The 14,765-nt window shown below is 72.2% G+C and carries 13 protein-coding genes; 8 read left to right on the top strand and 5 right to left on the bottom strand.

The genetic code is table 11. The annotated features are described in order from the left end of the window. Positions 1 to 25: 25 nt before the first annotated feature. Positions 26 to 1,072: a helix-turn-helix domain-containing protein gene (locus RNL97_RS13310; protein WP_106978451.1), complete on the bottom strand. Its 1,047-nt coding sequence runs from the start codon at positions 1,070 to 1,072 to the stop codon at positions 26 to 28. Between the two features lie 139 nt (positions 1,073 to 1,211). Between RNL97_RS13310 and RNL97_RS13305 the strand changes: the two genes are divergently transcribed. Both RNL97_RS13305 and RNL97_RS13300 read left to right on the top strand, forming a co-directional pair. Next, positions 1,212 to 2,732 carry a sigma-70 family RNA polymerase sigma factor gene (locus tag RNL97_RS13305; protein ID WP_243316316.1) on the top strand — a complete coding sequence of 507 codons (1,521 nt, stop codon included), beginning with the start codon at positions 1,212 to 1,214 and terminating at the stop codon, positions 2,730 to 2,732. A gap of 44 nt (positions 2,733 to 2,776) precedes the next feature. Beyond that, a complete protein-coding gene (locus RNL97_RS13300; protein WP_030588892.1) occupies positions 2,777 to 3,238 on the top strand; it encodes a GNAT family N-acetyltransferase in 462 nt (153 codons plus the stop codon). An 81-nt stretch (positions 3,239 to 3,319) separates the two neighbouring features. Here the strand turns inward: RNL97_RS13300 and RNL97_RS13295 are convergent, their stop codons facing one another. Further along, the gene (locus tag RNL97_RS13295; RefSeq protein ID WP_030588895.1) at positions 3,320 to 3,808 is read right to left on the bottom strand and encodes a GNAT family N-acetyltransferase; all 489 of its coding nucleotides are present in this window, start codon (positions 3,806 to 3,808) and stop codon (positions 3,320 to 3,322) included. Positions 3,809 to 3,858: 50 nt separating this feature from the next. On the opposite strand from RNL97_RS13295, the gene RNL97_RS13290 reads away from it, so the two are divergent. Next, positions 3,859 to 4,674, top strand: coding sequence for an exodeoxyribonuclease III (locus RNL97_RS13290; RefSeq protein ID WP_243314226.1), 816 nt, complete (start codon positions 3,859 to 3,861; stop codon positions 4,672 to 4,674). A 61-nt stretch (positions 4,675 to 4,735) separates the two neighbouring features. Here RNL97_RS13290 and RNL97_RS13285 read toward each other — a convergent pair whose 3' ends face one another. Then, entirely contained in the window at positions 4,736 to 5,377 is a 642-nt protein-coding gene (locus RNL97_RS13285; RefSeq protein ID WP_030588900.1) for a MerR family transcriptional regulator, read from the bottom strand. A gap of 168 nt (positions 5,378 to 5,545) precedes the next feature. Here RNL97_RS13285 and RNL97_RS13280 point away from each other — a divergent pair, with 168 nt between their 5' ends. From RNL97_RS13280 to RNL97_RS13265, 4 genes are all read left to right on the top strand, one after another. Continuing rightward, a complete protein-coding gene (locus RNL97_RS13280; RefSeq protein WP_243314225.1) occupies positions 5,546 to 7,147 on the top strand; it encodes a flavin-containing monooxygenase in 1,602 nt (533 codons plus the stop codon). Continuing rightward, positions 7,144 to 8,082 (top strand): alpha/beta fold hydrolase, encoded by a 939-nt coding sequence (locus tag RNL97_RS13275; RefSeq protein WP_313750719.1) that lies wholly within the window; start codon positions 7,144 to 7,146, stop codon positions 8,080 to 8,082. Before RNL97_RS13280 ends, RNL97_RS13275 begins: the two co-directional genes overlap by 4 nt. Continuing rightward, a complete protein-coding gene (locus tag RNL97_RS13270; protein WP_243314223.1) occupies positions 8,079 to 8,972 on the top strand; it encodes an SDR family oxidoreductase in 894 nt (297 codons plus the stop codon). Before RNL97_RS13275 ends, RNL97_RS13270 begins: the two co-directional genes overlap by 4 nt. A 133-nt stretch (positions 8,973 to 9,105) precedes the next feature. Beyond that, positions 9,106 to 9,300 carry a hypothetical protein gene (locus RNL97_RS13265; protein ID WP_030588912.1) on the top strand — a complete coding sequence of 65 codons (195 nt, stop codon included), beginning with the start codon at positions 9,106 to 9,108 and terminating at the stop codon, positions 9,298 to 9,300. A 106-nt stretch (positions 9,301 to 9,406) separates the two neighbouring features. Here RNL97_RS13265 and RNL97_RS13260 read toward each other — a convergent pair whose 3' ends face one another. Then, positions 9,407 to 10,498: an aromatic ring-hydroxylating oxygenase subunit alpha gene (locus tag RNL97_RS13260; protein WP_030588915.1), complete on the bottom strand. Its 1,092-nt coding sequence runs from the start codon at positions 10,496 to 10,498 to the stop codon at positions 9,407 to 9,409. A 127-nt stretch (positions 10,499 to 10,625) separates the two neighbouring features. Further along, complete coding sequence (locus tag RNL97_RS13255) at positions 10,626 to 14,018, bottom strand: S41 family peptidase (protein WP_030588918.1); 3,393 nt, start codon at positions 14,016 to 14,018, stop codon at positions 10,626 to 10,628. 172 nt (positions 14,019 to 14,190) lie between these two features. Between RNL97_RS13255 and RNL97_RS13250 the strand changes: the two genes are divergently transcribed. Then, complete coding sequence (locus RNL97_RS13250; protein WP_030588920.1) at positions 14,191 to 14,763, top strand: TetR/AcrR family transcriptional regulator; 573 nt, start codon at positions 14,191 to 14,193, stop codon at positions 14,761 to 14,763. Positions 14,764 to 14,765: the final 2 nt, after the last annotated feature.

Genomic DNA, 14,765 nt, shown 5'->3' with positions numbered 1-14,765 from the left:
CCCCCAGACGCGGGAGACCGTCCACTCATCCTGGGCGGTCTCCCGTTCCACTTGTTCCCGGCCCACCCGTACCACCCGTTCCGCCCGTTCCCGTCCCGTACTCCCACGCCACCCCGTGGACGCCGGGCTTGCACCGGGAGGTGAGCACATGGACGTCGTGCGCCTCGCTCAGCGGGATGCGACGGCGGCCGCGGGGCGGGTCGCCGACCCTGTCCCGGACGTAGCGGTGGCAGTCCGCGGGAAGGGCGCCGGGGTGGAAGAAGACCTGCTGGAGGTATTCGTGGAGGTTCGTCCGCGACCAGCGTTCGTAGTGCGTGGCCGGGGTCTCGGACGGGCTCACCTCGACCGCGTAACTCACCACCGTGGTGTCCAGCTTGGCCAGTTCCCGGCCGAAGTGGATCTCCAGCACGAGGGACTTGAGCCCTTTCAGATACGTGGCCTCCGCCAGGCGGCCGCAGGTGACGCGGATGTCGACGGGTTCGGCCGCCTCGTCGTCGAAGCTGAGGACGAAGACCGCCCGGTCGGCCCCGGCCCGCTTGGCCCGCAGCACGTTCGTGGTGGAGATCCCGCTCAGTGTGCCGCTCTCGCCGACCCTGACGATGTCGTGGACCATCAGCGAGCTGGTCTCCTGGTTGAAGTGGCGGAAGCGGGCGCCGAGCGCCTTCTCCACCACCGAGTCCTCGCCGAGGATCTGGAGCGCCGCGCCCTCCGTGTCGGGCGGGGTGGTCCGGCCGCGCGGGCGGCGCGGGCCGAGCAGCGAACGCAGCGACCCGGCGGGCAGTTCCAGGATCTCCTCCAGCACGTCCACCGCCTGGAGGGAGCGGGCCCGTTCGGGCTGGCTGCGGCCGCGCTGCCAGCTGCTCAGGGTGGCCTGGCTGATGGTGATGCCGCGCACCCTGAGCCGTTCGCTCACCCGCTCCAGGGAGAGCCCGCGGCGGTTCAGCGCCTCCCGCAGGACCCCGGGGAAGGTGTCGGCGCCGGTCGCCGCAGCGTGCAGGGCCGAGGTGGTGATGGCCTCGCCCGTCCGCGCCGCGGTGGCGTGCGCCTCGTCGGTTTCCGTGTCGCTCGACATGTCTCTCCCCGCTCCCGCACTCTCCCGGCGGGGCTGCCTGCCGGCCCCCGCATACTGGTTGACCACCGGACCGGGGACGGATAACAAAACCCCCAGGGGTGACCTGGCCCACATTCCGGTGGCGAACCGAACGAAGGGCGTGAACGGCGTGGACAGCACCGCTCTGGTCATCGCGGCGAGGGACGGGGACCGGGCCGCCGGCGAACGGCTGGCCGCTCAGTACCTCCCGCTGGTCTACAACGTCGTCGGGCGCGCCCTCAACGGCCATCCGGACGTGGACGACGTGGTGCAGGAGACCATGCTCCGGGCGCTTTCCGGCCTGCCCGCCCTGCGCGATCCGGCCCGTTTCCGCTCCTGGCTCGTCGCCATCGCCATGAACCAGGTCCGCAGCCGCTGGTCCAACCTCGGCCACCGCCCCGCCCCGCTGGAGGAGACCAATGACCCCGCCGATCCCGCCGCCGACTTCGTCGACCTGACGATCCTGCGCCTCGAACTCTCCGGCCAGCGGCGCGAGACGGCCGAGGCGACCCGCTGGCTGGACGAGGCCGAGCGCGATGTGCTCTCCCTGTGGTGGCTGGAGACGACCGGCGACCTCACCCGGTCCGAGCTGGCCGAGGCGCTCGGTCTTTCCCCGCAGCACGCAGCCGTGCGCGTCCAGCGGGTGAAGAACCAGCTCGACGTCGGCCGCACGGTCGTCCGGGCCCTGGCCTCCGACCCCCGCTGCCCGGCCCTGGAGGACCTGCTGGGCGACTGGGACGGTACGCCGACGCCCCTGTGGCGCAAGCGGATCGCCCGCCATGTACGGGGCTGCGCCTCCTGCTCCGACGGCAGTACGGGGCTGGTCCCGCCGGAGGGTCTGCTCTCCGGGCTCGCGCTCGTGGTGCCGCTCTACGACAGCGGGCAGCAGGTGGCGGTGGCCGTCGCCTCCTCGACCGCCCCGGCCACCGTTTCCGCCGCCGCGCCCTCGGCCGCCGCGCACGCCGCTCCGGCCGCCTTCTCGGCCTCGAAGGCGGCCGGGCTCATAGCCGGGGCGGCAGCCGTGGCCGCCCTCGCCGTACTGATCTGGCCCTCCGCCCCGACCGAGCCCGAGTCCCGGGGCGGCGGCGCCACCCGCAGCCCCGTGCCCCCGCCCGCGACCGCCCCCGCCGAGCCGAGCCCCAGCCCCTCCACGGTCTCGCCCACGCCCACGCCCACGCCCACCCCGAGCCGGACCGCCGCCACCCGGCCGCCCACCGTCCCGCCGTCGCCTTCCGCCTCGCCGGCGCCAAAGCCGCGACCCGGCCCGGACGCCCGCGTGGTGACCCGGGTCAACACCCTGCGCGCCGCGAACGGCTGCCCGGAGCTGGAGACCGACCCCCGGCTGACCGAGGTCGCCCAGCGGCACTCCGAGGACATGGCCGCGCGGAACTACTTCGCCCACACCGACTCCTCGGGCCGGGGTGCGGGCGACCGGGTCGGCGCCACCGGCTACGCGTGGTCGGCCGTCGGGGAGACCATCGCGACCGGAATGAGCGATCCGGCCGCGGTCGTCGAGGAGTGGCGCAACAGCCCCGGCCGGGACGACGACATCTTCAACTGCGACTTCGTCCACGTGGGCGTGGGCATCGCCGACTCCCCGCGCGGTCCCTACTGGACCCAGGTGCTGGCCACCCCGAGGTGAGCGGCCGGGCCGATTGTCAGTGGCGGGTGCCAGACTCGGTCGGTATGGAGAACAGCGTGCAGCTCAGGGATGTCCTACCCGAGGACCTGGATGTGTTTCTCGCGTACGAGCACGATCCGGAGGCGGTCCGGCGGTCGCGGTTCACCCCTCGGGAGAGGGACGCGTTCATGGCGCACTGGAAGACGCGGGTGCTGGGCGATCCCGCCAACTTCGTGCAGACGGTCCTCGTGGACGGGGAGACGGCGGGGAACATCGTGGCCTGGTGGGAGGAGGACCGGCGCTTCCTCGGCTACTGGTTCGGCCGTGCGTACTGGGGCCGGGGCATCGGCACGCGGGCGCTGACCGCGTTCCTGGAGCGGGAGACGGCCCGCCCGCTGTACGCGGACCCCGTCTCGGGCAACACCGGCTCGGTACGCCTGCTGGAGAAGTGCGGGTTCACGGCGACCGGCACCGTGCGGCACGGGGAGGACGAGCACGTGATGCTGGTGCTCGGCGGGAGTGCGTGACCGACAGCCCCGGCCGGAGTGCCTGACCGAACCGCCTGGCCGGAGTGCGTGACCGACCGCCGGTCCCCGTCGGCCGGCCGCCTACGGCCGCCGCAGCGGCTTCGCCATGCAGATGCTGCTGTCGTACGTCCGGTAGTGGCCGAACTTCACGTCGCAGACGGTGTAACCGCACGAGGTGTACAGCGCGACGGCCTCGGGCTGCTGGTCGCCGGTCTCCAGGACCATCCTGGTCCGGCCCGCGGCCCGGGCGTCCTCCTCCAGGGCGGCGAGCATCCGCCGGGCCAGGCCCCGGCCCCGGCCCTCGGGGATCACGAACATCCGCTTGATCTCGGCGTCGCCGTCCTCGTAGCCGTCGGCGTTGAGGTTCTGGGTCCGCCAGCCGCCGGTCGCCACCGGGCGCTCCTGCTCGTCGTAGGCGAGCAGATACAGACCGTGCGGCGGCACGAACATCGACGGGTCGAGCGGTGTGACATCGCCCTCGTCGCCGTAGCGCTCGGCGTATTCGAGCTGCACCTGGTCGTTGAGTTTGACGGCGTCGGGGTGGTCGAAGGGCCGAGGGTGAATAAGCATGCTGAGTATCGTATATCTGTGCGCTGGGGTGGAGTAGGTACTGTTCGGGGATGCTGACCGTTACGTCTGTGAATGTTAATGGGCTCCGGGCCGCCGCCAAGAAGGGCTTCGTCGAGTGGCTGGCCGGGACCGACGCCGATGTGGTCTGTCTCCAGGAAGTGCGGGCCGAGCTCGCCCAGCTGCCCGAAGGGGTGGGCGCCCCCGCAGGGTGGCACACCGTCCACGCGCCCGCCGCCGCCAAGGGGCGCGCGGGCGTCTCGCTCTACTCGCGGCAGGCCCCCGAGCGGGTCCAGATCGGCTTCGGCGGCCACGGGGTCCCCGGGGCCGAGGAGTTCGACATGAGCGGCCGGTATGCGGAGATCGACCTCCCCGGGGTCACCGTCGCGAGCCTGTACCTGCCCTCCGGCGAGGTCGGTACCGAGCGGCAGGACGAGAAGGAGCGCTTCATGGCGGCCTTCCTCCCCTACCTCCAGGGACTGAAGGCGCGGGCGGCGGCGGACGGCCGCGAGGTGGTGGTCTGCGGTGACTGGAACATCGCCCACCAGGAGGCCGACCTGAAGAACTGGAAGGCCAACCGCAAGAGCTCCGGTTTCCTCCCCGAGGAGCGCGCCTGGCTGACCCGCGTCCTGGAGGAGGCCGCGTACGTGGACGTCGTGCGGTCGCTGCACCCGGATGCCGAGGGGCCGTACAGCTGGTGGTCCTACCGGGGTCGGGCTTTCGACAACGACACCGGCTGGCGCATCGACTACCAGATGGCCACCCCGGGGCTGGCCGGGCGTGCGGTGAAGGCGTGGGTCGAGCGGGCGGCCACGCACGGCGAGCGCTGGAGCGACCACGCGCCCGTCACGGTCGTCTACGAGCGCTAGGCGGCCGGCCCCCGGTCGGCTGGCGCGGGCGGCGTCGCGCGGTCCCGGTCCCTCGGTGCGGTCACGCCTTCGGGGGCTGGGTGCCGTCCTCGCGGCGCAGCCGCCGGTCCAGGGCCATCGACAGCTCCGCGTCCACCACCGCGCGGGCCAGGGGCCGGAGTTGGGCGGGTTCGGCCTCCTTCGTGTGGGCATGCAGTACGCGCACGAAGATCTCGGCGAGCGCCTCCGCGTGCTCGCGGACGCGGCGGCCCGAGGAGAGCACCGTGGACAGCGGCACCCCTTCCCGTACGAGCTCGGCCGACACCTCCAGGAGGCGGCGGCTGATGTGCACGATCTCGTCCCCGTCGGTGGCGAGATAGCCCAGGTCCAGCGCGGCGGCGAGGTTCTCCGGCGTGACCTCGCCCTCGAAGTAGTCCGCGAGCTGCTCCGGGGTGAGCCGGACCGGGGTCTCCTCGGTCGGTTCGCCCAGTCCCAGCACCTCGGCGACATCGCGGCCGCTATCGAAGGTGGCCGCCAGATCGGCGATGCCGTTGAGCGTGTGACCGCGCTCCAGCAGGCCCGTGATGGTCCGCAGCCGGGCCAGGTGGTGGTCGTCGTACCAGGCGATCCGGCCCTCGCGGCGAGGTGGCGGGATCAGCCCGCGCTCCCGGTAGAAACGCAGGGTCCGCACGGTGATGCCGGCCTCCTTGGCCAGCTCCTCCATGCGGTATTCGCGGTGCTCGCGTCCTTCAGCCACAGAGGCACCCTATGTTGTACCGCCGGTAACTTTCCTTGGTCCGCCCCCTACCCATCAGTACGGTCCTGCTCTACTCTCCGAACCATGCCAGTGATTGCTGGCGGAGTCGCGTGACGTACCGCGGGAGGCGGCAGCATGGCCCAGCAGGAGCACGTACGTGTGGCGGTGATCGGAACCGGATTCGGGGGCCTGGGGGCCGCCGTCCGGCTGCGCCGCGAAGGCATCACCGATTTCGTCGTCCTGGAACGGGCCGGCTCGGTGGGCGGCACCTGGCGGGACAACAGCTATCCCGGCTGCGCCTGTGACGTACCGTCCCACCTCTACTCCTTCTCCTTCGCGCCCAACCCGGACTGGCCGCGCACCTTCTCCGGCCAGGAGCACATCCGGGCCTACCTGGAGCGCGTCGCCGACACCTTCGGGCTCCGCCCGCACATCCGGCTGAACCACGAGGTGAAGCTGATGAGCTGGGACAAGGAGAACCTGTACTGGGTGATCGAGTCGGCCAACGGGACCACGCTCCACGCGGACGTCGTCGTCTCCGCCACCGGTCCGCTCTCCGACCCCAAGATGCCCGACATACCGGGGTTCGACTCCTTCCCCGGAAAGGTCTTCCACTCCGCGCGCTGGGACCACGACTACGACCTGGCCGGCAAGCGCGTGGCGATGGTCGGCACCGGCGCCTCCGCGATCCAGATCGTCCCGGCGATCCAGCCCAGGACCGCGAAGCTCACGCTCTTCCAGCGCACCCCGCCGTGGGTCATGCCGCGCATGGACCGCACCATCAGCAAGGCCGAGCGCGCCCTCCACCGGGCGGTCCCCGTCACCGGCACCGCGCGCCGCGGACTGCTGTGGGGTATAAGGGAGTTGCAGGTCAGCGCCTTCACCAAGCACCCCGACCAGCTGGGTCTGGTGGAGAAGATAGCCAAGTCCAACATGGCACGGGCCATCAAGGACCCGGGCCTGCGGGCCAAGCTGACCCCCGACTACCGCATCGGCTGCAAGCGGATCCTGCTCTCCAGCACCTACTACCCGGCGCTCGCCCAGCCCAATGTGGACGTGGTCGCCTCCGGGCTCAGTGAGATACGCGGCTCCACGGTCGTCGCCGCCGACGGCACCGAGGCCGAGGTCGACGCGATCATCTTCGGCACCGGCTTCCACGTGACGGACATGCCGATCGCCGAGCGGGTCGTCGGAGCGGAGGGCATCACCCTCGCCGAGACCTGGAAGGACGGGATGAACTCGCTGCGCGGCGCGACCGCCTCCGGGTTCCCCAACTGGATGACGATCATCGGCCCCAACACGGGCCTCGGGAACTCCTCGATGATCCTGATGATCGAGTCCCAGCTGAACTACATGGCCGACTACCTCCGCCAGTTGAACGTGCTGGGCGGACGCGCCGCGCTCGACGCCCGGTCCGCCTCGGTCACCGCGTGGAACGACAAGGTCCAGCAGCGGATGAAGCGCACGGTGTGGAACACCGGCGGCTGCACCAGCTGGTACCTGGACGAGGCGGGCCGCAACACCACCGTCTGGCCGGGCACGACGGGTGAGTTCCGGCGCCAGACCCGGTCGGTGGACCTCGCGGAGTACGACGTCGTCCGGGCCGGCGTCGTGGACGGTGAACGTAGGGCCGTCGGAACCGGACGCGTCCCCGAGCAGCCCGGCCGCACCGACCGCGAGACCGTGACCGCCGCCGCGTCGGAAGCGGGGCCCGTCGCCGAGGAGGCCACGCGATGAGCCGGCTCCTGCACCGCGGCACCCTCCCGCCCGTGCCCGCCGCCGAGCTGACCGCGCGCTCCGCCGACGGTGCGCGGATCCACGTCGAACTGCACGGCCCCGAGGACGCGCCCGCCGTCGTCCTCGCCCACGGCTGGACCTGCAACACCCGCTTCTGGGACGCCCAGATCCGCGACCTGGTCGCCGACCACCGCGTCATCGCCTACGACCAGCGCGGCCACGGGCTCTCCCCCGAGCCCGGACCCGGCGGTTACAGCACGAACGCGCTGGCCGACGACCTCGAAGCGGTCCTCGCCACGACGCTCGCCCCGGGCCGCAAGGCGGTCGTCGCCGGGCACTCCATGGGCGGGATGACGGTGATGGCGGCGGCCTCCCGTCCCGGACTGCGCGAACACGCCGCAGCCGTGCTGCTCTGTTCCACCGGCAGTGCGCGGCTGACCGCCGAGGCCCTGGTCCTGCCACTCCGCGCGGGTGTGCTGCGGACCCGGCTCACCACCGCCGTCCTGGGCGCGAAAGCCCCACTCGGGCCGGTGAACCCGGTCTCCAGGAAGATCCTCAAGTACGCCACGATGGGGCGGGGTTCGGCGCCGGACCGGGTCGACGCCTGCGCCCGTATCGTGCACGCCTGCCCGCGCCGCGCCCGGGTGGGGTGGGGCCATGTGCTCGCCGAGCTGGATCTCGTGGCCGGCGTACGGGCGTTGCGGGTGCCGACCGCGGTGATCGCCGGCACGGACGACCGGCTGACCCCGCCGGTCCTCGCCCGGGCCATCGCGGACGCCCTGCCGGTCGGCCTCGGCCTGACCGAGCTGACGGGCATGGGACACATGACGCCGGTCGAGGCCCCGGAGGCCGTGTCGGCGAAAATCAGGGAGCTGGTCATCCGGTACGTCGCCACGGGCGCGTCCGCCACGGCGGAGAAGGAGGATGTCGCATGAGCGACAAGCGGAATCTGGAGGGCCAGGTCGTCGTCGTCACCGGCGCGGCCCGGGGTGTGGGCGAACTGCTCGCCCGCAAGCTGTCCGCACGGGGGGCGACCCTCGCGCTCGTCGGCCTGGAGCCGGACGAGCTGAAGCAGGTCTCCGACCGGCTGCACGGCGAGAGCGACCACTGGTTCGCCGACGTCACCGACCATGAGGCGATGGCCCAGGTGGCGCGCGAGGTGAAGGATCGGTTCGGCAAGGTCGACGTGGTCGTCGCCAACGCCGGCGTCGCCGCGGGCGGCCCGTTCGCCGACTCCGACCCGGCCGCCTGGCGGCGGGTCATCGAGGTCAACCTCATCGGCGGCGCGGTCACCGGGCGGGCCTTCCTGCCGGTGTTGACGGAGAGCCGCGGCTACTTCCTGCAGATAGCGTCGCTGGCCGCGATCACCCCGGCCCCGATGATGACCGCGTACTGCGCGTCCAAGTCGGGCGTCGAGGCCTTCGCGCACAGCCTGCGCGCCGAGGTCGGCCACAAGGGCGTCAAGGTCGGCGTCGGCTACCTCTCCTGGACCGACACCGACATGGTGCGCGGCGCGGACCAGGACTCCGTGATGCGGGAGTTGCGGCAGCGGCTGCCGTGGCCGATGAACCGCACCTACCCGCTCGGCCCGGCCGTGGACCGGATCGTGGACGGTATCGCGCGGCGCTCCCCACACGTCTACGCCCAGTGGTGGCTGCGCGGGATGCAGTCGGTCCGGGGCTACCTGCCCTCGGTCATCGCGCTCGGCGGACAGCGCGAGATGCGGCGCTTCGAACCGCGCCTGCACACCGTGTCGAAGGGCTTGGTGGGGGCCGGGGGCGCGGCGGACCAGGACGCGCGTGCGGAGCGCTCGGACCGTGCGTAACGGGGTGGACAGGCCCCGCCTCACGGTGGGTAACGGTCCGAAATGCGCGGGATGTCGGGTCGTGTAACGCTGAGCACGGCCCCGCTGGGGCCACCCCCGCATCCGTCCCACGCATCCCACAGGAGTGAACAGCATGGGTATCGCAGACCAGTTCAAGGACAAGGCGCAGGAGCTCGCCGACCAGGCCAAGCAGAAGACCGGTCAGGGCAAGGACCAGGCCCAGGACCGGGCCTCCCGGGCCCGCGACCAGCGGTCGGACTCCTCCTCGGGCATGAAGGACCGTGCCCAGGACGCGAAGGACCAGGCGCGCGAGCGTTTTGACCGTTGACGGTCGTTGAGGTGTGACGCGTACGTGCTGCGGTCAGCGCGTGCGTACGCGTCGCGTCGGGAGGCGCACCCGGATTCCCGGGTGCGCCTCCTTCTCGTTGACGGACCTAGAGCGGGACGCCGTTGGCGCGCAGGACGTCGCGGACGTCCAGGATCAGCGAGAAGACCTCGTGGTTGCGGTCCTCGCCCTGCTCGTCCCACGCCCGCTGTTCGGCTTCGACGGCCATGCGGTCCTCCGCGAAGACCCGTTCGGTGAAGTGCCGGATGAACGGCCAGGCCACGTTGAGGGCGGCGGGGACCCTGGGCTTCTCGATCATGAGCAGCCCGTAGGCGTGGCAGACGCGCTGCTCCGCGTCCTCGGGGACGTACACCGCCCAGAGGCGCAGCGCCGGGTGGTCGGCGTTCTCCGGGACCAGGTCCAGCGTCTGGTAGGGGTACTCGGTGCGGATGGTCATGACATCGCTGGAGGACCGGCCGCCCAGGCCCTCGGCGGCCAGCAGGCTCGCGCTGCGGTTGCGCTTGCCGCCGGTGTGGGTGAACAGGTAGCGGGCCTCCACCGAGGCGGGGCCGCTCTCGTACCCCAGCAGCTTCGGCTGGAGCTTGCCGACCACGCCCCGGTGGAGGAACTGGTGGTTCATGTCGAGCAGGTTCTCGTGCAGGAACGAGTAGTGGCAGCGCACGGTCCGGGAGAACGTCATCGTCTTGTACTGCGGCGAGGCGAAGGCGGGAACGTCGGGCAGCGCGGTGACCGCCGCCTTCTCCGGGTCGCCCGGGAAGACGAACACCAGGCCGTACGCCTCGCGCACCGGATAGGCGCGCACGCCGCGCGGCGGCCGGGCGTCGCCCTTGGCGAGGTAGGGGATCTGCGAGATGCGGCCGTCGCCGCGGTAGGCCCAGGCGTGGTAGCAGCAGCGGAGCGTCTCGCCGTCCACGACGCCCATGCTCAGCGGCACCTGCCGGTGGGCGCACCGGTCCTCCAGCGCGTGGACGGCACCGCTCCGGGCGCGGTAGAGCGCGATGCGCTCCCCGGCGAACACGGCCGCGGCCACCCCTTCCTTCCGTACGCTCCGGGAGAGGGCGACCGGGTACCAGAAGTCCGGGTTGGCCCCGATCCGCCGCAGGTCGGGCGGGGCGGGGGCCGGTCCGGGGCCCTCCCCGGGCCGACCGCGTGCGATCTGGTCCGAGCGGTTCTCGGTCATGCGTCTCCCTCGTACGTGGGCGGCCCCTTCCATCGTGTCCGCCGCCCGCGGACGAGCGCCCGCCCGGGACGCCCGGACGGGTGCACACCACGCCCGCACGGGGGATGCCGCCCGGTGTGACCGGCCGTCACCTCGGCGGCAGCGGCGGCCTTCGCAGGTTCGGTGCCGTGTCGTACGACGGGGGCGTCGCCGCCGGGTGGGCCGCCAGCAGGTCCAGCGCCAGGCGGACCGCGTCGTCCAGGACCGCGTACCGGCCCTCCGCCCAGTCCAGCGGGGTGCGCAGGGCCTCCACGTCCGGCTCCACACCGTGGTTCTCCACCGACCAGCCGTACGTGTCGAACCAGGCGGCGTTCATCGGCACCGTGATCGACGTGCCGTCGCCGAGCCGGTGGCGGCCGGTCATGCCGACCACCCCGCCCCAGGTGCGCTGGCCCACCACGGGCCCCATCTTCAGCAGCCGGAACGCCGCCGTGATCATGTCGCCGTCCGAGGAGGTCGCCTCGTCCGCCAGGGCCACCACCGGTCCGCGCGGCGCGTTGGAGGCGTAGCTCACCGCCTGCGCGTTACGGGTCAGGTCCCAGCCGAGGATCGTGCGGGTGAGCTTCTCCACGACCAGCTCGCTGATGTGGCCGCCCGCGTTGCCCCGTACGTCCACGATGAGCGCGGGCCGGGCCACCTCCAGGCGCAGGTCCCGGTTGAACTGGGCCCAGCCGGAGCCGCCCAGGTCCGGGATGTGCAGATAGCCGCACTTGCCGCCGCTCAACTCCCGTACGACGTCACGGCGTTTGGCCACCCAGTCCTGGTAGCGCAGCGGGCGTTCGTCGACCAGCGGCATGATCGCCACCCGGCGGGAGGGGCCGCCGCCCGCCGGGGAGAAGGTCAGCTCCACCGTGGTGCCGCCCGCCGCCGTCAGCAGCGGGTACGGGCCCGCCACCGGGTCCACCGGCCGGCCGTCGACATGGGTGAGGACCGCGCCCTCCCGGATCCCCGTACCGGCCAGCGGCGAACGCGCCTTGGAGTCCGAGGAGTCGCCGGGCAGGATGCGCTGGATGATCCACGCGCCGTCCCGGCAGACCAGGTTGGCGCCCAGCAGACCGATCGCCCGCTGGTAGTGCGGCGGGCCCTCGTTGCGGCGGGCGGGGGAGACGTACGCGTGCGAGGTGCCCAGCTCGCCCAGCACCTCGCGCAGCAGATCCGCGAACTCGTCGGGGGAGGCGACCCGTTCGACCAGCGGGCGGTACTGGTCCAGCACCCCGTCCCAGTCGATGCCGCACATGTCCGGTTCCCAGAAGTAGTCGCGGATGATCCGGCCCGCTTCCCCGTACGCCTGCCGCCACTCCGCCCCCGGGTCGACCTCGTGCAGGATGCGGCGCAGGTCGAGGTAGACCGTGGTGTCGCCGTCGCCCGGTTCGGTGGCGGGGACGGCGCGCAGTTCGCCGTCGTCCATCACGACCAGCCGCGAGCAGTCGCCGCTGACCGCGAACCAGTCGAGGTGGTCGACCAGTTCGGTCCTGCGGGCCTTCGCGATGTTGAAGTGCTCCAGGGTGGGCCGCCCCGACATGTCGGCCGGGTTCGCGAACGTCTCGCCCAGCGCGCCCGAGATCGGCCAGCGCAGCCAGACCAGACCGCCGCCGCTCACGGGGGCGAGCGCCGAGTACTTGGAGGCGGAGACGGGGAACGGCGTCACCCGGCTCTCCAGCCCCTCGAACTCCACCATCACCGTCGACCCCTCCGACGTACCGCCCTCCGGCACGTCCACCGGGTCCAGGCCGCCCGCCGCCGGGCGCCCGTCGGGCGAGAGCGCGAAGGGGGACGGGGTCGCCGAGGAGAGCGGGACCAGGTACGGGCGGCAGCCGAGCGGGAAGGACAGGTCGCCGGTGTGGACGTCGTACACCGGGTCGAAGCCGCGCCACGACAGGAACGCCAGATAGCGGCCGTCCTCCGTGAAGACCGGGTTCTCGTCCTCGAAGCGGCCGTTGGTGACGTCCACGATCGCCGGTGCGCCGGGGCCGGAGATCCGCGCCAGCTTGATCTGCCGCAGCGACCGGCCGACGCCCGGGTGCGACCAGGTCAGCCAGTCGCCGTCGGGGGAGAAGGCCAGATCGCGGACCGGGCCGTTGACCGAGCGGATCAGCTCGGTGAGCCCGGGGTGCTCGTCGACCGGTACGGCGCTGTCCGGGGTCGCCGCACCGGTGGCCGCGTGCAGGTCGGCGCGGGTCGAGCCGCTGGGGGCCTTCTCCACGGCTTCCAGGGGCTCCGCCCCGGCCTCCTCCTCGCCCGTGTCCAGGAGCAGCAGACGGCCGTCGTTGGAGGCGATGGCCAGGCGCTTCCCGTCCGGGTCGGAGGTCATCTCCTGGACCCGGCCCAGCAGTCCGGAGGCCAGCCTGCGCGGCGGACGGTCGCCGCTGGCGCGCGGCAGATAGGCGATCTCGACCGCGTCCGGCCCGTCCGCGTCGGTGACGTACGCGACCTGCCCGCCGCTGCCGAGCATCTCCGGCAGCCGCACCCGCACGCCCGGGGTGTCGGCGATGGTGCGCGCGGGGCCGTCGCGGTGGGTGAGCCAGTAGAGGCTGCCGCGTACGGTGACGGCGCTGGCCCGGCCCGTCTCGTCGACGGAGAGCGAGTCGACGTTGCTGGCGGCGGGCACCTGGTGGACGCGGCGGCCGGTGCGCGGGCCCCCGAGGCGTACCTCCAGCTTGCGCGGGGTGGCGTCGGGCGACTCCAGGTCCTCGACCAGCCACAGTTCTCCCGCGCACTGGTAGATCACCCGGTGCCCGTCGCTGGAGGCGTTGCGGGCATAGAAGGCGTCGTGGTCGGTGTGGCGGCGCAGGTCGGTGCCGTCCGTCCGGCAGGAGTAGAGGTTGCCGACGCCCTGGTGGTCGGAGAGGAACGCGATGCGGCGGCCGACGAACATCGGGTTGGCGAGGTGCCCGTCGATGTCCGGGAGCAGCCGTTCGCCGTGCAGCCACAGGCGGCCCATGGCCCCGCCCCGGTAACGCTTCCAGGCGGCCGGTTCGTGCGGGGGCGTGCCGGTGAGCAGCAGGGTGCGGCGTTCGCCGTCGATGTCGGCGACCGCGATGTCGGAGACCGGGCCCCAGGGGAGCCTGCCGCCGGGGCTGCCGTCGGTGGGGACGCTGTAGGCCCAGGAGAAGTACGAGAACGGCTGGTTGTGCGAGGAGACGGCGAGGATCTGGCAGGTCTCGCCCGGATCGGGGCTCCAGCCGCAGACCCGGGCGTCCGTCGAGCCCCAGTAGGTGAGCCGGCGCGCCGGGCCGCCGTCCACCGGGGCGAGGTGGATCTCGGGGTCCAGGGTCCGCCAGGTCGTGTAGGCGATGGAGGTGCCGTCGGGCGAGAAGCGGGGATGGCTGACCCGGGTCCGGTCGACGGTCACCCGCCAGGCGCGTCCGGGCCGGTGCCCCGCGGCGGCGAGAGGGGCGACCCAGAGGTCGTCCTCGGCCGCGAAGCACAGCAAGTCCTGGTGGAGGTGCGGAAAACGGAGATACGCCACGTCGTCACTCACCCCCCAATGGTTTCGGTGCGGGGAGCCGGGGGCAACTTGTGGTGCACGACACAAGCGAAACGATTTCGTTTCGCTGGAGGGTGGGGGTACGGTTCAGGTGTACGAAACGGTTTCGTTCGATGCTGAGCGAAGCTGGTCGGTAGGGAGACACGAGCGCGGAGGAGGCCGGCGGATGGCACGCACGAGGCTGACCCCCGAGCGTGAGGGCGAGCTTTACGAGGCCGTCCTCGACCTGCTCCGCGAGGTCGGTTACGACGCCCTGACCATGGACGCCGTCGCCGCCCGCACCCGTTCGAGCAAGGCCACTCTCTACCGCCAGTGGGGCTCCAAGCCCGAGCTGGTCGCCAAGGCGATGCGGCACAACAAGCCGGGGAGCTTTTCGGACATCGACACCGGCTCGCTGCGCGGTGATTTCCATGCCGCGCTGAGCCGGACCGACGACTGCCAGATGGAGAAGGACACCGCGCTGATGCGGGGTCTGGCCCATGCCATCCATGAGTACCCCGATCTGCTCAAGGCCCTGCGAGAGCTGCTGATCGAACCGGAGATGACCGGTTTCGACCAGCTGCTGCAACGGGCGGTGGACCGGGGCGAACTGCGTGCGGACAATCCGGCGCTGAAGTACATCGTGCACATGATGATCGGTGCGCTGGCCGCCCGTGAGCTGATCGAGGACCAGCCTGTGGACCAGGCGTTCCTCATCGACTACGTGGACTCCGTGGTTCTCCCCGCCCTCGGTGTCTGACG

Origin of the sequence: Streptomyces parvus, from assembly GCF_032121415.1 — a bacterium.
GTDB classification, from domain to species: domain Bacteria; phylum Actinomycetota; class Actinomycetes; order Streptomycetales; family Streptomycetaceae; genus Streptomyces; species Streptomyces globisporus_A.
The sequence above is the reverse complement of the archived record's forward strand: the minus strand, read 5'-3'. Positions and strand labels throughout refer to the sequence as shown.